Consider the following 18,278-nt stretch of genomic DNA (forward strand, 5'->3'; position numbering starts at 1 on the left):
TAAAAACTTTATTTTAAGTAAAGACACTGTAAAAAAGCTGCAAACCTGGTACATAGCTTAAATATATTTAATTTCATAAAAAAATAAATTATACATGATGTTGATATGATGTTGATTTTGTAAAAAGCTCAATTAGCGATTGATACTAAGTATTTTTAGCAGTAATATATATGCTGTCCGACGATGTACGTCTGGACAGACTAAATTTGAGCTTTTTTGGAGAGCAAATGAGTTTTACTTTCATTTCAAATCCTAATTCTCTCAAACTTGGGCTAACAGGGATGTTAGGATCAGTTGCTTTATTGTTAACTGGAACAACTTCGGCTCAAGCTGTCAATATTACAGCAACCCTGACAGCAGATAACCATTATGGTCTTTACTACGGTCAAGAGGACGGTAGCGGGTTGACATTTGTTGGTAGAAACGAGAAGGGTGAAGCTGGCGATCCTGGACAATATAACTGGTCTTTGCCTGAAACCTTCAATTTCAACGCCAATGACGGAGACTACCTGTACGTCCTAGCTTGGGATGATGGCTTCCCACAAAACTGGATAGGCGAGTTCAATTTGGCTAGTGGCGTTTCCCTCTTATCAAATACCAGCGATTGGGTATACAAAATTGGTAGTGGTGCAAATCCAGGTGTGTTTGGTGATGTTCCTTCATTAACAACTGTCACTAGCGAAATAGGTAGCGCAACTTGGAGTATTCCACAGGCGTCGGCTCCCCAAGGAACTTCTCCTTGGTTTACCATTCCAGGTATATCTTCGCAAGCAAAGTTTATATGGCATGACTCGCTCAACGACGACTCTAGCAGCGATCGCAATTATGCCATCTTCAGAACGAAAGTAGCGATTACCTCTGTTCCTGAACCCAGTACTCTTAGTGCCATAGCAGTTGCTGGTGTCATGGGATGGATGAGCAAGCGCAAGCAAAAAGCCTCCCAAGCAGATTAACAATTCAAAATTCACGCATTCAAAATTCAAACATTTTAGACATTTCAGACGGGGATTTAAACCCCGACTGAAATGGATGCTACATGTAATGGTTGGGGTCTTAAACCCTTTAATTTACGATAAATTCGTCGTTGTTACACAGCTAAAGAACTGTTTTATCCCTGTTTTGTCACTCTCGGTAAACGATAATGGAAACCAAACTCTCAGACTATAAAGGTTTGAGGCTTTATTTTCTAACATCAACTAAAAATTATAGACAGAAACTCGAAACTAAAGCTCCGTAAACCTTTAGGCTATTACATTCTCCCAAAGTGACAAAACAAGGATATTTCATACATAGTAATATTCCAATACCCTTACCCGTAAGTGAGGGTATTTTTTATGCAACTATGCCTAAGTGGGTAATTTTCTTGAAAAGCTAATGGATATTTATAAATTTGCCATTCGTCCGCTTTTGTTCAATGTGGTAAAAGCCGATTCAGAGTGGTTACACCAGCAGACGATTCGCAGTTTTAGCTGGCTATCGCAAACCCCTGCTAGTTGGGTAAACCAACGCTTACAAAAATCCTTGTGTCTGTACGATTCACGCCTAGAACAAAATTTGTTTGGGCTAAACTTCCCAAATCCGGTAGGGTTAGCAGCTGGGTTTGATAAGGATGGAGTAGCTGCCAGCATCTGGTCTAACCTGGGTTTTGGCTTTGCGGAATTAGGAACTGTAACTTTTCACGCACAGCCAGGAAATCTGCCTCCCCGTTTGTTTCGTTTGCCGTTGGATAAAGCTGCTCTCAATCGGATGGGCTTTAATAATCTCGGTGCAGCAGCAATGGCGGCACGTTTGGCACAGGAAAAGCAGAAGTTAACCCAGTCAATACCCATAGGGATAAATTTGGGTAAATCTAAGGTAACTCCTCTAGAAGCAGCCGCACAAGATTATCTCGATAGTTTTCGCTTACTCAAAAATTTGGGAGACTATTTTGTTGTTAACGTCTCTTCTCCCAATACACCGGGGTTGCGATCGCTCCAAGATGCTTCTATGCTCAGTGCCATCTTGAATTTATTACAACAAGAAAATATTACACAAAAACCCATTTTTGTCAAGATAGCGCCAGATTTGGATTGGGTTGCGATCGCTGACATTATTTCTTTAGCTAAAACCTACCAACTAGCGGGAATTATCGCCACTAACACCACCATCCGCCGTGATGGACTAAAAACCCAGGTGATTGACCAAACGGGCAAATCACCCCAGGATGAAGCTGGCGGAATTAGCGGTGAACCATTGCGCAATCGCTCCACTGAGGTAATTCGTTTTATTTGGCAGCAAACCCAAGGACAAATCCCGATCATTGGCGTTGGTGGCATATTTTCTCCTGAAGATGCTTGGGAGAAAATTACTGCTGGTGCTAGTTTGATCCAGGTTTATACAGGCTGGATTTACGAAGGCCCACTGATGGTACGCCAGATTCTAGCAGGTTTGCTTGTCTTACTAGAACAAAGCGGCTTAAATTCCATCAACGAAGCTGTGGGTTTACAAACAAAAATTCAAAAATTCTAATTACGAATTACGAATTACGAATTACGAATTGTTTTACCCTTCTTCCACTGGAAAAAACTCCTTAGTTTTTTCCGAGTATGACCAGGCAATACCATCAGGGTCTTTGCTGCGACTCCACTCAGGAAACTCTGGATCGTTTCGCCGTTTATAAACCGTGCTGGAATAGACATTTAGCCGTTTGGCAAGTTCAGATTGAATGAGAGAGCCAAAAATTAACTGTTTTTCCAGCGATCGTTGAGCTTCTTCATGGGTTGGCTGTGGTGGTGATTCGGTTTCTGGTTCTTCCTCCTGTAGGGTTGGTGGTGGTGCTAGGAGCGAACGCGCAGTTTTAGTAACAGGTTGAGTAGGAAGTTCTTTAACAGGCTCACTACTATCAAGAATATTGCCGAGAATGCTGGCAGTTATAAAGTAATAAGACTGCCCGGCATCTTCGGAGTTCACTATACTAGCGCCAAATTCCGAGGCTTTACTATCCAAGTAGCGTTTTGCCGTCGTTCCAGGAAAATTGCCCCTCATTGCCAAGTCCATTGGCGTAAGTCTGCCCTGATTTTCCCGAACCAACTGATGAAAAATTGGGTTAACTCGATGAGTCCACTGTTGCCATTGATATTCCTGCCAAAGCTTGAAGCCAATTACTAGCACAATTAGCGCCAGTAAAAATCTCCAAGTGGTAACGAGGAAAATAATCAAGAACGAGATGGGCAAAAGTAGAACGAGAAAAGCCTTGCCGTTATCTTCTATGGGTTTCTCACTCATGCCGATTTTTGCCAAGTGAATTTTGGGAAATAATACTATCTATATTGGCAAAAATTAGGACACTTTTTTGTATCTTTTGGCAAAGTTGCCGGCAAAACCTTTCCTTAGTGAGTGTTATAACCTTTTGAATCTGCAACTTATTTAAGATTGGTCTGCGATCGGGCAAAAGTTTTTTACCAAAGAAAATAAGAGGGTTTTTGACTCAACCAAGAACTCTACAAATTAACTTGCCAACCCCTTGACAACAAATAATACATATATTACATTAATAATACAAGTCAACTTTACTTGATATGTGGTGGGTAGCTCAGTGGTTAGAGCGCCTAAACATCCTTATTCAGCCCTTACCTGAAAAGGCCGACGAATTGAGGGTTATCGCAGCAGGCTTCTCGCCTGCCAAGCGGGAGGTCGCGGGTACCCTACGGGAAGCAAGCTACGATTCCCGCTCCACTACACCAAATTGAGTACTGAATGCTGAGTAGAAACTCAAGAGTGAGAAGTTTTAAATATTTAACTCCTAACTCTTAACTCCTAACTTTTTATGTGGCGGGTAGCTCAGAGGTAGAGCGCTAAACATCCTTGTTCATTCCTTGCCTGAAAAGGCCGACGAATTAGGGTTATCGAATTGGGTTCGAGAGGTCGCGGGTTCAAATCCCGCTCCGCTACACCAAATAATTTTAGATTCAATCCAAAATCTAAAATCGTTCGACTGAGCGTAGCCGAAGTCCAAAATCCAAAATTTTCATGTGGCAGGTAGCTCAGTTTGGTAGAGCGCCGAAAAACATCCTTATTCACACCTTGCCTGAAAAGGCCGACGAATTAGGGTTATCGCCTGTTAAGCCGGATGTCGCAGGTTCAAATCCTGCTCTGCCACCTTTCATTTTGCCCACAAGGGCCGGGAGATGAAACGATGAATTACAATTTTTTTACTAATAAGAAAACAACTACACCACAAAATCAGCCTATCCCCGGTCGGGAAGCAGAAATGGTTCAGGGACGTTCCGGCGGCTGGATGTTTGATGCTGGTATTTGGAAAATGCTGCGGCGTTGTCTTTTAGTTGGCACAGCAAAAAGCACTTACTACGCTGGTAAACAGGAATTAACTGAGGATTTTGTGATAGTTGTCAGACAAGCTGTTACCGAAAATCCCAGCCGTGCGGCAGAAGAAATTTTGTATGCTAGCGATGGACGCGCCATCAATAACAGTGCGCCAATATTAGCTTTGGTGTTGCTGTCGATGGGTGAAGCACCAGAAGCAAAACAGGCGTTTGGTGAAATCTTCCCGCAAGTTGTCCGCACTGGTAGCCACTTCTATGAATGGCTGAACTACACCAAATCTCTGCGGGGATTTGGCAAAGTAGTACGGGAAGCTGGTAAAACTTGGCTCTCAAGGGAAGATGTCAAGGGCTTGGCTTATCAACTGTTGAAATATCAACAGCGTCAAGGCTTCTCCCACCGAGATGCCTTGCGATTGTTCCATGTCAAACCGCCTACAGAAAATCACCGTCAACTATTTGAGTGGGTAGTTAGAGGCTGGGAAGAATTGCCAGCAGACATCCCCTCAGAGGCGTTGGCGCAGATTTGGTGGTATGAGTGGCTCAAGCGGAATCCCACCCAAACCCATGAAGCTATTTCCCAAGGACGCTTAACCCACGAAATGGCTGCACCAGTGGGCAAAATGGACAAGCTTGCTTGGCAGCTGCTATTTCAGGAAATGCCAATAGGTGCAATGTTACGTAACTTGGGTTCTTTAACTGAACTGGGTGTGTTACGAGCTGATGAAAACGCTAATTTGCTCCAAGTGGAAGCAGTTCTTAATCGCAGAGAACATCTGCGTAAAGGTCGCATCCATCCGATTGATGTTTTGAAAGCACTCAAAACTTATGAATCTGGTGGAACATTAGGACGCAGTAAGAAAACTTGGAACCCAGTTCCTCGGATTGTGGACATATTAGAAAAAGCGGTTGAATTATCTTTTGATGTTGTGCAACCCACAGGTAAAGTGTTCATGCACGCCGTAGACGTTTCTGGTTCTATGGGTAACTTGGTTGCAGATATGGGACTAAGTTGTTGTGAAATTGCCACCACAATGGCACTGGTGACAGCAAAAGCAGAGAAAAACTACATGATTCGCGGCTTTGCTACCGAATTCCGTGAATTAGATATTACTGCTAAAGATAGTTTTAGTTCTGCGGTTCGCAAAGCTAGCAACCAAAACTTTGGTGGAACGGATGCATCTGTAGCTTATGACTGGATGATTAAGAATAACTTTAAAGCAGATGTTGTCTGCTTTTGGACTGACTCGGAAAGCTGGGCGGGAAATAAGCATCCTAGTCAAGCGTTGAAGGAGTACCGGAAAAAGGTAAATCCTGACGTGAAGGCGGTGTATGTCACCTTGACACCTTACCAAATTACTTTAGTAGATCCTGAAGATTCGCTGTCTTGGGATTTGGCAGGGTTCGACCCAAGTACACCTCGGATCATCCAAATGCTGGCTACGGATGAGTTGTAGATATTGCTGAAGGGTAAAGGATGAAACACTTTATCCTTCAGACTTCATGGCGGGTTACCCTTATTCGCAACTTGCCTTTCGGGGCCGGAGAATTTAGGGTTATCGGTTACGTCTCCACCATTGTGGGGATTAGCGGGTTCAATCCCCGCACCCGCCTTTGTTTGATTTTTTGCTCATGTAGAGGCGCAAAGAAGAAGGCGATTTAATTTTTGAATGGTCGTTTTTCTATTTCAGCGATGGGTAGAAGTAGGGTGTCTTCGATGTGCGTAGGCGCAGCCCGTCGTAGACATCGCAATTTTTTAGAACCACAACACCAACATTCGGTACAGAATAACATAGTTAAGAAATTGGTGAGGAATGGAACTATTGTTTTCGCTCTAATCACACGAATGTATTATATATAACTCAATCATATCACTTATAGCTTCATAGTTCGTAATTCGTAGGTTGGGTTGAGGAACGAAACCCAACATTACCCATGACAATACTCGACGTTAATGTTGGGTTCTCACACGGTAAGCCCAACCTACAAAATTTAGCTGCATTAGCCGAAGCGATTCCAATATTTTATAGACAATCAACAATAGCACGCAATAATTAAAATACTGCTTCTAATCTATTTTTATTCAATATGGCTCAATTATCAAAAACAAGCCGAAATCGGGGATGGATAAAATCTAACGTCACGCCTGAAGAAATAAATCTCCGTCAAGCACAACGTCATCAACTGGGTGCGCGGTGTCGTACTATTTTTGAGTGCCTTCGTCCCCAACTCATCGACAACCATTACAACTGGTTTATCGCTATTGATGCAGAAAGCGAAAACTACCTGATTGACCCGAAACTAGAAGGTTTGCTACAGCAAATTCGCGCGCGATATACTAATCCAGATGCGAAACTTACTATCTTTCGCCTTAACGAAATTGGAGCCTGCGGCACGATATGATTGCGGGCAAGTTTGGTAACAATGGAGAATTGTTCTTTGAAATACAATTGGTTGTAGCTAATGGTGAGCAATTTGAAGTTGAAGCAATACTTGATACAGGTTTTACATCTGGGTGGCTGGCGATTAATTCTCAAGACTTGGAAGCTATTGACTGGCCGATAGTTATACCTAAGATTGAGATGCAAACTGCCAGAGGATTAGAGTATTTTGATTTATATGAAGGAAAAGTCATTGTTGCTGGCAAAGAATTTATCATTCCTGTTCATGTAGGAGAACAACTAGCTGATATTTTGATGGGTTCACTGTGGTTAGATATTATGCAGTTGGTTGTGAATAAACCAAAAGGAATTTTGACATTAGAAGTAGTGGAAGCAGATTAGTAGTAATTCGTAGCTACTAACTCAATTATCAACCTTCTTCCTCCCAATCCTCAATCTGTAACCCATTCACGCGATTAAATTCACTCCTCTTGTGGGTAACTAAGATTAAATTGGTATCTAATAAATAAATCACTCTAACGGCTGCCGCACTTCATATTCACCTTGGGGATATCTCACCAGAGGATCATCTTGCAGACAACCAGCTGTCTGTTCAAAAAAACCAGGAGGCCATCCCAATTCTTCGGGTGTTTTTACCTGCACTGGTGCTTCAATGTGACCTTTTGCTGCAAACATCTTGAGAGCATCAATAATTACTTCCTCTGCCGAAGTATACTTACCACTTTCAATCTGAGTTTGGATGAATTGCTCTATCTCTGGATTTAAGAACACATTCATAGATTTATTTACAAGGGTGCTTTTCCATAACTATTTTAGTCTGAGGTGAGATTGTAACTGAAGATTAGGCTGTTATTTATATGCTTTGGATCAAAAGTGCGATCGCATACCCGCCCGATGCGATGTCTACGACGGGCTATGACGCTCTCTACGAGACGCTGCGCGTAGCTTGCTTCTCTGTAAGAGTACGCGGACTCGCTTTGCGCGTCGCTATCGGCGTCGCAAATATCTACCTCTTGTAGAATAGACAAAATGCTTCTTTGGTAACATAATGTAATATAACTTAGCAATAATCGAGCGATCGCCGTCCTTTTTGGATCTGATTGCGATTAATGCGGCAATCTGCTACATATCAACCTGTTGTCATCCCAAATTCTCCACCCAAAGACAGTAGATTAAGTTTTGTGTGAATAACTATAAGGGATGAAATAGCTCTGCTTTCCAAACAGTGAAAAAGGAACAGATTTTTATGACATTTGATTACGATTTGTTTGTCATTGGTGCTGGGCCTGGGGGATTGGCAGCAGCTAAAAAAGCAGCTAGTTACGGTGTACGTGTCGCTATTGCCGAACAAGAATCCGTCGGTGGGACTTGTGTAAATCGCGGTTGTGTTCCAAAAAAACTGATTGTCTACGCCGCTGACTTCGCCCTACAAAATCAAATAGCGCACAGTTATGGGTGGAGTGACTGTCAAACATACTTTGACTGGACATTATTTATTAAGTCAGTACATCAGCATATTGACACCATTAACCAGTCTTATTTTCAGCAATTGCAAAAAGCTGGAGTTGAACTAATTTCTGAATATGTCACTTTCATCGATACCCATACTATCAATATTAATGGACGCAAAGTTACAGCAGACAAAATTTTAATTGCTGTGGGAGGGCAACCCCTCAAGCCCAACATCCCAGGTATAGAATACGCTATCACATCCCGCGAGATGTTTCAGCTACCCTATCTGCCGAAACGTTTAGCAATTATTGGCGGCGGTTACATTGGCGTAGAATTTTCCAGCATGATGCACGCTTTCGGCTGCGAAGTGACGGTGATTGAAAAAGACGAGATGATTTTATCGGGGTTTGATGATGACATTCGCTCTGCTGTACAACAGGGTTTGATTAAACGCGGAATTAAGTTATTCACCAACAGCAGTGTTAGTAAAATCAAATACTCAGATGAGAGTTTGTTGTTAACTATTACTGGTGAGAGCCAAGAAATAATTACAGCAGATACCATTTTAGTTGCCACAGGTTACGCTCCAAATACCAAGAATCTTGGTTTGGAAAATGCCCATGTTGAACTTGGCGAACATGGTGCAATTAAAGTAGATGAATACAGCCGCACTAGCCAAGAAAACATTTTTGCTGTGGGTGACTGCACCAGCCGCGTGCAATTGACTCCAGTGGCTAAGGCAGAAGGTATTGCCTTTGCGGATACAGTTTTTGGCAACAAGGCGCAAAAACTAAATTATGATTATGTCCCCACTGCTGTTTTTTGCCGTCCAGAAGCGGCTAGTGTGGGGATGACAGAGGCGAAAGCACGGGAAAAATTTGGTGAATCTGTACAATGCTACTGCACCCAGTTCCAACCACTGTTGTATCAGCTAATCGAACAGAATGATCAAACCACTATAAAGTTAGTGTTAAATGGTGATTCTGGGCAAGTTTTGGGCGCTCACATGGTGGGTGAACATGCAGCAGATATCATTCAAAGTCTGGGTGTAGCAATTCGCAAAGGCATTACTAAGGAAGATTTGGATGAAACAATAGGCATTCATCCCACGACAGGAGAAGAATTTTTGTCGTTAATTTAAAATCATGTGCAGAACTGAGTGAAATCATGTCAGCTTGATTGCTTATTTAAACCCGAATCACCCCAATACGGTTCGGATAAGATCCCCCCGCCTGTGGCGACCCCCTTAAAAAGGGGGTAAAGGAAGAAATTAGCCCCCCAATTTATCGGCTACGGTGTACACACAAGTCGGAAAAACTTCATCTACCAAAGATTTGCAGTGCGTTACGCTGGCGTGACAAAGCTAAATTCTTGCAATCATGGCGTACGCATTTGTTATTTCGGCGAACGCATTTGTTATTTCGGCGAACGCATTTGTTATTTCGGCGAACGCATTTGTTACTTCGGCGAACGCATTTGTTACTTCGGCGAACGCATTTGTTACTTCGGCGAACGCATTTGTTACTTCGGCGAACGCATTTGTTATTTCGGCGAACGCATTTGTTATTTCGGCGAGCGCATTTGTTATTTCGGCGTGTCCATAACGCACCCTACGAAACTACTAGAATTGAAACCTATGCTGGTGATACTTGTGTGTACACCGTAGCAAAGCATCAGGGAGGGGATTAAGGGGAGCCAGTGCGGTCTTGGGGTCTCCCCAAGTGGAGCATCTGGCGTGTGGGGTGCAATGACTATAAAATCATAACGAATTACCCGGACATGATATGAAGAAGACATGACAAGGGGGAGAGGAGGAGCAGGGGGAGAAAGAATTATTGCCGAATAACTCTTTCTTTTTCCTCCCCTGCCTCCCCAGCTTATCCGAAACGGCCCGCGTCTTTCTCAAGTAGTTTCTGAGGATGCTTCTGAGCTAGATTTTGTGGGAGCGCGTAAGTCATCTAAAGTATTCATTAATGAGTCATTCTGTAGCATGGGGTATATGCTTTGGAAACTTACAACATCGTCAAAAGCTTTAAGATCCTCAAGAGCCTCTGATGCAGACTGATATCGCTGTTTGAAGTCATCCAGCACCATTTTACTGAGAATCTGAGCGAGGGAGTGACTCACCTGGGCGCGTAGTTTACCGCCGTAGGCATCGCTCCATTTTATCTCTCCATCAGCATCTCTAAGTAGCTCACGGGGTGCTATACCAGTCAGGGCTTTAATCCCAACCATGCCGACTGCATAGATATCACTACTGTAGTGGGGACGCCCAAAACATTGCTCGCTTGGTGCGTAACCCTGAGTACCAATACCAATGGTGAAGGGGCTTTGCTCTTGATGATCAAGCTGTCTTGTACTGACTTGTTTGACGGCTCCAAAGTCAATCAGGATCAGTTTACCGTCTGAATGTCGGCGCATGATATTGCTGGGCTTAATATCCCGGTGAATCACATTGTTTTTATGGACAAATGTTAATGTTTGCAATAAGTCCTTGACAATTTTGATTGCTGCAATTTCATCAATTGCTCTACCTGCTGGCAATTCTTGATTTAAAGGATGACCAATGATCTGTTCTTGTACTAAATAAAATTCTTCATCTTCTTCAAAATACGCCAAAAGTTGCGGAATTTGAGGGTGTGTTCCCAATTTTTCGAGTGTTTGCGCCTCTGAGTTAAATAAACGTCTGGCAAGTTGCAAGGCTTCTGGTTTGGTGTTAGCTGGTTTTAATTGTTTGACAACACATCGCGGATTTCCAGGACGTTGGGTATCTTCGGCAATGTAGGTTTCACTGAATCCACCGGAACCGAGAACTTTGACAATTCTGTAACGTCTAGCCAGGACTTTTCCTGATAAGGCTAAATCTCTTTGCTGGATTAGGTCTTGCAAGTCATCTTGTTGGCTGATAATCTCTTGGACAACGGCGGAAGTTTTATATTTCTGAAAAATGTCTACTAATTGGCGTTTTTTGATGCTTTCTCTCACTAATGAGGTTCCCAGATAAGAAAATCCAATCATAGCGATCGCAATCATTGGTACAGTAGTGGGAAATATTAACTGACCATGAACAAATAACCCATAGCTAATTCCTACCCAAGTGCCAGAGAGGGCGAGGCTATAGAGAAATCTATTGATACTACGCTTGCGTCTGCTAATCATCAAGGCTGTACTGCCAACTATAATTAGCACAAACAAACCCCGCAACGGTAGACTGGTAATTCCTGGAGCGATCGCTTTACCTTGCATCAAAGTTGCGATTGCATTGGCGTGAATTTCTACGCCCGACATGCGTTTAGCGCTGTTGCTAGCAGCGACTGGATAATAATCATTGTGTAACTTATCTGTTGCACCAATCAGCACTATCTTGTCTTTGAAGACCTTACCCTGCTGCAAATAGGTGTTCCAGTTTTCCGGGTCGAGGACATGCCAAAATGGTACTTGCTCAAATGTACCCGCAGAACCCCAAAAATGAATGCGATCGCCCTTTGGTGGGGGATAATTTACTCGTGCTGCCCTCAGTGCTGCTTCATCAAAAGAGGGTAGGTTTTCGATCAAATTATCTTCAGCTAATAACTTAGAAAACTCACTCGCCAATCGATGAACTTTACCATCTGCCTCCAAGGGGAAATTAACTGAGCCAATGGACACTGACCCTGTATGAAACATCTGTTGTGGGTCAATCAGTTGCATAAAAGACCCTTGGTGCGTTTGGGAATTTTCGTAGACGGCTGCTAAGGTAACTTTGCTGCCATATTTTTGCAATACTGCCTGGAGTTGGCGATCGTCAGTAGCTCCATAACTGCTAGGTGTGTCAAAAACTACATCTACCGCTACAGAGCGGACACCTGCTTTGATTAACTTTGTAAGTACCTGAGCATAAGCAGCGCGTTTATAAGGATAAGATTGAAGTGTTTCTAGGTAAGCATACTGTTTCGGATTTGTTTTATAGTACTGTGCGGGAACTGATATTGACTGATCGTCTATTGCTAAAATTACGATGTCTTCTGGAGGCAAAATCGGCCCACGTACTTGGAAAAAGGCAGAAAGCGCCTTATTCTCGATCAATTGAACTAATTTCCCACCAGAAGCACTCAGCACTGCTGCACCCACTACGCAACCGCCAGCGAGGAGATGACCTAAGCGAAGCATCCACCTAGACTGACGAGCCGATGCTGTTGACGTTACCTTTGTCGGTTTACTTGAGTGTCTATTGGCAGCAGAGACATAGTTTTTAGTTAAGGTAGATGTAGGTTCTTCTGCCATATCGTGTTACTGATTGATTTAAGTCCAACACTTTTATTTATTCAGACCACGTTTTAGTACAAGCACATAGAAATAAGACTTAAATGACAATCTTATACATTTGTAAAGTATCTTCTATTCATCAACAAACTTTTATTGGCAAAGGTAGCCCCAAGAGATTCCTACTTAGGTACTGCCTAAATTATTATTTTTCTGTTGAGTGAGTTACAAAAGAGTGATTCTCTCACAGATTATAGCCGGATATACTTCGTCTCTGTAGTTGGTTGCGGCGAGATTTTACCCTAACCTAACCAACAAGTACGCTCTTAAGCTGTTACGCATTTAAGTTGCACATCAACTGGTGAGGTTGTCCTTTGTCCTTTGTCCTTGGTAAACACAAATAACTAATGACTAATGACTAATGACTAATGACGGTCTACACGGAAAATAGTGCAATATGTAGGCGCGTTAGCTTAACTGGGGTTTTACCAGAAGCTGTCCCAAGTCCGTCTTCTGTCTTTGGCGCAATATTGGTACTCCCCACAAAGCGTGTCCTGATACTGAAAGCAAAACCTATAGATAGGCATTAACTTATATCCTACCCTAAGCCTATGCCATACCTCTTTAGGAGTAAAATTTAGTGTTATACAGTTATGAATGCTGTTACTAGTTCAATTTTATTGGTAGATTTTGCTCACAGGGTGGCTCTTGCAGTGTCGGAGGTGAATAAGGTTTAGCACCCAGTATCTCAACTCTAATGTTGCAGGCGTTTTTATGCCTTGAAAGAGGTAGGATAAAAGCTACAGATGAAGAATTACTTTATAGATATTAGCAAACAAGGCATTTGAAAATTGCTATAATCTATTGTTCCATCTAAATTCATTTATATTATTAGGTGTAAATTTGTATGGGTTCTCCAATGAATCGTCTGTCTATTTTTGTAGACGGAAACAATATGTTCTATGCTCAACAAAAAAATGGTTGGTTTTTTGACCCACGGCGAGTTTTAGAATACTTCAAACATGAGCAATCAGAAACAACATTAATTAACGCATTCTGGTACACTGGCTTAAAAGACCCACAAGATCAGCGAGGTTTTAGAGATGCTCTAATTAGTCTAGGATATACAGTCAGAACTAAAATTCTTAAAGAATATTATGATGATACTTCTGGTCGTTACTCGCAAAAAGCGAATTTAGATATTGAAATTGTTGTAGATATGTTTAATACAGTAGACCAGTATGACCGAGTAGTATTATTCAGTGGCGATGGAGATTTTGAAAGAGCAATCGAACTATTACGCTCAAAAAATACACATATTACAGTAGTTTCGACAGAAGGAATGATAGCTAGAGAACTACGGAATGCTACTGACAGATATATAGATTTAAATGATATCAGAGATCAAATAGAAAAAACAGAAGGTTAGTATTCTTAGCAATTATTTACAAAGGTAAGAGTAAAAGAAAAACTAAGGTTGAAGATATTTTCATCCACAAGTAAAAACTAAAGAACAAACCGCAAATGACAAACAAAACAGATCGAATCATCATTTTTGATACTACACTGCGAGATGGAGAGCAGTGTCCAGGAGCAACTCTGAATATAGACGAGAAGCTAGTTATTGCCAAGCAACTGGCGCGTCTGGGTGTGGATATAATTGAGGCAGGCTTTGCCTTTGCTAGTCCCGGAGATTTTGAAGCAGTCAGCAAGATTGCCAAAATTGTGGGGACAGAAAATGGGCCGGTAATTTGCAGTTTGGCAAGAGCGATTAAAGCAGATATTGAGGCAGCCGCAGAAGCATTAAAACCAGCAGTTAACGCCAGAATTCACACATTTATTTCGACTTCTGATATCCATTTAGAGTATCAGTTGCGGAAGTCACGGGCAGAAGTGCTAGCGATCGCCGAAGAAATGGTAGCTTATGCCAAGTCCTTCATGACAGATGTAGAATTTTCGCCGATGGATGCGGCCCGTTCCGATCCAGAATTTCTTTACCAAGTGTTAGAGCGAGCGATCGCAGCTGGTGCAACAACAGTTAACATTCCCGATACTGTTGGTTACACAACCCCTAGCGAGTTTGGAGCAATCATTAAGGGCATTATCGAAAATGTGCCCAACATCGACCAAGCGATTATTTCCGTTCACGGTCATAATGATTTAGGCTTGGCAGTTGCTAACTTTTTAGAAGCCGTGAAAAATGGCGCACGCCAACTAGAATGTACCATCAATGGGATTGGCGAACGAGCCGGAAATGCATCACTAGAAGAATTGGTGATGGCGTTGCATGTGCGGCGACAATATTTTAATCCTTATTTGGGAAGACCAGAAGAATCTCAAGAATCCTTAACAAATATCGATACTAGGCAAATTTACAAAACCTCACGCTTAGTTTCCAATTTGACGGGAATGTTGGTACAACCAAATAAAGCGATCGTTGGGGCGAATGCCTTTGCTCATGAGTCTGGGATTCACCAAGATGGTGTGCTAAAAAACAAACTCACCTATGAAATAATGGATGCCCAATTGATTGGCTTAACAGACAATCAAATAGTTTTGGGCAAACATTCAGGCAGAAATGCTTTCCGCACCCGGTTGAAAGAATTAGGCTTTGAACTGTCAGATACTGAGTTAAATAAAGCCTTCGTCAGATTCAAAGAAGTAGCAGATAAAAAGAAAGATATTTCTGATTGGGATTTGGAAGCGATCGTTAACGATGAAATCCAACAAGCACCCGATTTGTTCCGGGTAGAATTGGTGCAAGTTTCCTGTGGTAGCAACGCCTGTCCTACTGCTACAGTTACTTTGCGTACCCCAGAAGGTGAAGAATTAACCGATGCTGCGATCGGTACTGGCCCAGTGGATGCAGTTTACAAAGCCATCAACCGTGTGGTGAATGTGCCCAACGAGTTGATTGAGTTTTCTGTGCAGTCAGTAACAGCCGGTATTGATGCCATTGGAGAAGTGACGATTCGTTTACGTTATGAATCTAAAGTGTTTTCTGGTCATGCAGCGAACACAGATATCATCGTGGCATCCGCGCAAGCTTATGTAAATGCGCTCAATAGGCTGTACTCTGCGTTGCAAAAGCAAGAAAAGCCAGAGGAAGTATCTGCACAGAAAGTCTGAGATCATAATACAAGCACCGCACCTTGTTTTTAACTGATGCGAAAAAACTCCTTCCCGACTTTGGGGAGGAGTAAAGAACCCCACCCCCAACCCCTCCCCGCAAGCAGGAGGCAGGGTGGTTTCATACGAAAAAAGAAAAATACATAAGTCTTGATTTCTCGTTTTGTGACATAGCTTTTTACCCCACTTCCATTCCTCTCCCCGAAGCGGAGAGAGGCTTTGAAACCCAGTTTTAGTTTTTCTCTGCTTGTATGAAACCACCCTGCTCCCCGCAAGCAGGAGGGGAGACAAAGCACAGCTTTGGCGGGGTGGGGTTCTCCGGGTTTAATAAGTAATTAAGCGGACATAATATAAGTTATCGTAATTTACTCCGGCAGCATTAAAAGCTTCCTGAATATTCATTTTTTAATTTTTAATATGGGTAGCACTTTATGTTTTAACAATTCGATTAAAGCTGGTTCCATATACTCATATTCATCTGGTATATCTAAACAGATAATTTTTTTATCTTTAAGAAAGGGCTGAAAATTTTTCGATAGCTTATTTTTATGTGACTTCTCCATGACAAAAATAATATCAGCCCAGATAATAGCTTCCGTTGAAACTGGTACTTGGGCATAGCGATCCAAACCTGCCGAGTCCGTTTCAAGTCCTTCATATTCAGAAAACACAGCCTCGGCAGTGGGACTTCGCAATTTATTATGGCTACAGATAAATAAGAGGTTTTTCATTAATTAATATGAAGCAATAGTATTTTATAAGCCTTTGAATCCAGGATTTTTACCTATTTACTACTCATCGCTCTCAAAATCTCTCTCCTCCAATCCCAGCCAAAAGAGTAATACTTTTTCAACTTCAACTATTTGTTCTGGTGTCAAGTCTCCCAATTTTCGAAGTAACTTTGCATGTGGAATTGTAATAATATTTTGTACGTCAAACACTCCTGCTCGGAGAAAGTTTACCTTTAGCGCCACCTCAAATCTTGAACCGCGTGAGCTAGTCGTATGAGGAATTAGGGTTGCTAGTGCTCGATCTTGTTCTAGGGCAGGAATACTGATAATTAAGCATGGTCTGACTTTTGCTGTGTAGCCAAGATCGACAAGCCAAACTTCTCCACGATCAGGGCTGCTCATAGAAAGCTTCTTGCCGATCTAACTCCAAAAAAAGTTCTTCTGCATTCCAAACCAAATCTTCATTTGACAAATATGGAAAGTCCAAATGTCTGACCCTTTTTAAAATCTCCAGAGCTATTTCCAGTCTCTCTGACTCTGGCAGACGATCAAAGGTGCTTAATAATTCTTCCACAGGAGCAGTCATGACTCTCTTTATTAGACACCCAAATAGCATAGCACGACCCTATATAAACATTCTGTTCGATGAGATTGCTCTACAAACAAGTCTTCAAATTATTCAACGATCGCAAAAGACAAGCAATCGCACCACAGACAATCCCAAAACTACGCCAAGAATAAGCGATCGCTTACAATACACTCAGATAAGTTTGCTCAGAATTCATCGGCAAAACCCGCAACTTCCGATTTTTAAGGTCTGGTTCTAACCCTAAAACTTCCATTGGCGTTACACCCAAAAGGGGATATGGTACTTCTGTGAGTTCCAAACAATCAAAGGTTCCTTGACGTTCTCCAATACTAAGTTCAACATCTCGGAAAATTCGCCCCTGCTGCACTCCAGCAGCAGTTTCTACTTGCGCTTCTCCACCTTGGACTAAACCTAATTGACTAATAATGCTAGCAGGTAAACACAGCAACGTTGCACCCGTATCAACTAAAACATTATCCAAAATACAAGAGCGAACTTCCTCTGGAGAAATAAAGCCTCGCTGTGCCAAAACTTGATCAATTCGATTCGTGACAGTGAGGGTAACTATTACTTGCCCCATTTGCTTACCTTGAAGATTTGGCAGTACCAGTTTACCCATTTCAGCAAACTCCTGAAAATACAGTATTTTTGAGCAATGCACAAATATGCAAAAATGCTAAGAAAACTTTCGGCTTGCCCTCTCAAAGATACTACTCAACTAATTCTCCTGTCTGCTGTAAGACTTGTTTATAGAGTGTAGCATTGACCCAATATTGGGCAATATCAATCATGGCATCAAGTAGTGGTTGTACTTGAGGAATAATTTTTCTATTTTTTGCTAACAAGAGAATGCCAAGAGTACCAATTACCTGTAATCCTAAATTTTTAGCTACTTGGCGAGCCTCTCGTTCATCTAACAAAATCTTTAGCTCACCAGTTTCGAGAGCTAAGGCAATGGCTTCTCGCTCCCCATCATCTAGCTCTGGGGGGATGCTGACTGCTATGTTTGAGACAGGACAAACTTGTAGCCATCCAGAAGCAATTGCTTGCAATATAAATTGTGAACTTAGGAAGGCTGAACCTGTAGTTTCATTATAGACCGCTTGGGGTATAACAATTGTCCCAAACACTGCCTGTAAAATATCAAGACGATTGATAGCAGCGAAGTTAATCAAAGGCGTAGCGTTGCAAATATAGCTATAGCCATGAAGATTAGGACGTAGACTATAAGAGTTCCAATTGCGTCTACCCCATTTCAATGGCCAAAGCAAGAGAGTGATGATTTCCGGCAAAAAGTCATGCAAGCGATTGAGTTGGACGGTCTCAAGAAGTGTGAGGCAAGCCTTCTGTTCAATATCAGTCGCAACACGATTAACTTGTGGTTTCAGCGCAAAGCCGAAACAGGTAATGTCAA

17 protein-coding genes, 2 tRNA genes and 1 pseudogene are annotated in these 18,278 nt (G+C 42.2%); 11 read left to right on the top strand and 9 right to left on the bottom strand.

All coding sequences use genetic code 11. From position 1 onward, the window contains the following. Positions 1 to 170 precede the first annotated feature (170 nt). A complete protein-coding gene (locus LC653_RS04315; RefSeq protein WP_229492794.1) occupies positions 171 to 953 on the top strand; it encodes a PEP-CTERM sorting domain-containing protein in 783 nt (260 codons plus the stop codon). A gap of 421 nt (positions 954 to 1,374) precedes the next feature. Beyond that, complete coding sequence (locus LC653_RS04320) at positions 1,375 to 2,508, top strand: quinone-dependent dihydroorotate dehydrogenase (protein WP_229492796.1); 1,134 nt, start codon at positions 1,375 to 1,377, stop codon at positions 2,506 to 2,508. Positions 2,509 to 2,541: 33 nt separating this feature from the next. Here LC653_RS04320 and LC653_RS04325 read toward each other — a convergent pair whose 3' ends face one another. Further along, a complete protein-coding gene (locus tag LC653_RS04325; RefSeq protein ID WP_229492797.1) occupies positions 2,542 to 3,264 on the bottom strand; it encodes a hypothetical protein in 723 nt (240 codons plus the stop codon). 543 nt (positions 3,265 to 3,807) lie between these two features. On the opposite strand from LC653_RS04325, the gene LC653_RS04330 reads away from it, so the two are divergent. The 5 genes from LC653_RS04330 (at position 3,808) to LC653_RS04350 (ending at position 7,102) form a co-directional block, all read left to right on the top strand. Further along, positions 3,808 to 3,934: transfer RNA gene (locus tag LC653_RS04330), tRNA-OTHER, on the top strand. A gap of 77 nt (positions 3,935 to 4,011) precedes the next feature. Further along, positions 4,012 to 4,138: transfer RNA gene (locus tag LC653_RS04335), tRNA-OTHER, on the top strand. Positions 4,139 to 4,174: 36 nt separating this feature from the next. Then, the gene (locus LC653_RS04340) at positions 4,175 to 5,776 is read left to right on the top strand and encodes a TROVE domain-containing protein (protein WP_229492799.1); all 1,602 of its coding nucleotides are present in this window, start codon (positions 4,175 to 4,177) and stop codon (positions 5,774 to 5,776) included. Positions 5,777 to 6,407: 631 nt separating this feature from the next. Next, entirely contained in the window at positions 6,408 to 6,722 is a 315-nt protein-coding gene (locus LC653_RS04345; RefSeq protein WP_229492800.1) for a hypothetical protein, read from the top strand. Continuing rightward, positions 6,719 to 7,102, top strand: a complete 384-nt coding sequence (locus tag LC653_RS04350) for an aspartyl protease (RefSeq protein WP_229492801.1) — start codon at positions 6,719 to 6,721, stop codon at positions 7,100 to 7,102. Before LC653_RS04345 ends, LC653_RS04350 begins: the two co-directional genes overlap by 4 nt. Before the next feature lie 129 nt (positions 7,103 to 7,231). Here the strand turns inward: LC653_RS04350 and LC653_RS04355 are convergent, their stop codons facing one another. Next, positions 7,232 to 7,498 carry a ribbon-helix-helix domain-containing protein gene (locus tag LC653_RS04355; RefSeq protein ID WP_229492802.1) on the bottom strand — a complete coding sequence of 89 codons (267 nt, stop codon included), beginning with the start codon at positions 7,496 to 7,498 and terminating at the stop codon, positions 7,232 to 7,234. A 469-nt stretch (positions 7,499 to 7,967) separates the two neighbouring features. Between LC653_RS04355 and gorA the strand changes: the two genes are divergently transcribed. Continuing rightward, a complete protein-coding gene (gene gorA / locus LC653_RS04360) occupies positions 7,968 to 9,314 on the top strand; it encodes a glutathione-disulfide reductase (protein WP_229492804.1) in 1,347 nt (448 codons plus the stop codon). 222 nt (positions 9,315 to 9,536) lie between these two features. Here gorA and LC653_RS04365 read toward each other — a convergent pair whose 3' ends face one another. Beyond that, positions 9,537 to 9,782, bottom strand: a complete 246-nt coding sequence (locus LC653_RS04365; protein WP_229492805.1) for a hypothetical protein — start codon at positions 9,780 to 9,782, stop codon at positions 9,537 to 9,539. 293 nt (positions 9,783 to 10,075) lie between these two features. Next, positions 10,076 to 12,436, bottom strand: coding sequence for a CHASE2 domain-containing serine/threonine-protein kinase (locus LC653_RS04370; RefSeq protein WP_229492806.1), 2,361 nt, complete (start codon positions 12,434 to 12,436; stop codon positions 10,076 to 10,078). 886 nt (positions 12,437 to 13,322) lie between these two features. Between LC653_RS04370 and LC653_RS04375 the strand changes: the two genes are divergently transcribed. Together LC653_RS04375 and LC653_RS04380 are read left to right on the top strand one after the other, a co-directional pair. Beyond that, the gene (locus tag LC653_RS04375; RefSeq protein WP_041565194.1) at positions 13,323 to 13,844 is read left to right on the top strand and encodes a LabA-like NYN domain-containing protein; all 522 of its coding nucleotides are present in this window, start codon (positions 13,323 to 13,325) and stop codon (positions 13,842 to 13,844) included. Between the two features lie 95 nt (positions 13,845 to 13,939). After that, a complete protein-coding gene (locus tag LC653_RS04380) occupies positions 13,940 to 15,544 on the top strand; it encodes a 2-isopropylmalate synthase (RefSeq protein WP_229492807.1) in 1,605 nt (534 codons plus the stop codon). A 398-nt stretch (positions 15,545 to 15,942) separates the two neighbouring features. Here LC653_RS04380 and LC653_RS04385 read toward each other — a convergent pair whose 3' ends face one another. The 5 genes from LC653_RS04385 to LC653_RS46740 all read right to left on the bottom strand — a co-directional run bounded on the left by LC653_RS04385 (position 15,943) and on the right by LC653_RS46740 (position 18,168). Continuing rightward, positions 15,943 to 16,275 carry a low molecular weight protein tyrosine phosphatase family protein gene (locus tag LC653_RS04385; protein ID WP_229492809.1) on the bottom strand — a complete coding sequence of 111 codons (333 nt, stop codon included), beginning with the start codon at positions 16,273 to 16,275 and terminating at the stop codon, positions 15,943 to 15,945. A 60-nt stretch (positions 16,276 to 16,335) separates the two neighbouring features. Further along, positions 16,336 to 16,677: a type II toxin-antitoxin system PemK/MazF family toxin gene (locus LC653_RS04390; RefSeq protein ID WP_229492811.1), complete on the bottom strand. Its 342-nt coding sequence runs from the start codon at positions 16,675 to 16,677 to the stop codon at positions 16,336 to 16,338. After that, the gene (locus tag LC653_RS04395; protein WP_229492813.1) at positions 16,664 to 16,861 is read right to left on the bottom strand and encodes a hypothetical protein; all 198 of its coding nucleotides are present in this window, start codon (positions 16,859 to 16,861) and stop codon (positions 16,664 to 16,666) included. Before LC653_RS04395 ends, LC653_RS04390 begins: the two co-directional genes overlap by 14 nt. Before the next feature lie 163 nt (positions 16,862 to 17,024). Then, positions 17,025 to 17,483: a retroviral-like aspartic protease family protein gene (locus tag LC653_RS04400; protein WP_229492815.1), complete on the bottom strand. Its 459-nt coding sequence runs from the start codon at positions 17,481 to 17,483 to the stop codon at positions 17,025 to 17,027. Positions 17,484 to 17,574: 91 nt separating this feature from the next. Further along, entirely contained in the window at positions 17,575 to 18,168 is a 594-nt protein-coding gene (locus LC653_RS46740) for a PIN domain-containing protein (protein ID WP_504828424.1), read from the bottom strand. Between LC653_RS46740 and LC653_RS04410 the strand changes: the two are divergent. Further along, positions 18,163 to 18,278: pseudogene (locus LC653_RS04410) on the top strand (IS630 family transposase); the annotation flags it as partial. The gene LC653_RS46740 and the pseudogene LC653_RS04410 sit on opposite strands and share 6 nt — an antisense overlap.

Source organism: Nostoc mirabile CHAB5784 (assembly GCF_020829645.1).
GTDB lineage: Bacteria > Cyanobacteriota > Cyanobacteriia > Cyanobacteriales > Nostocaceae > Nostoc > Nostoc mirabile.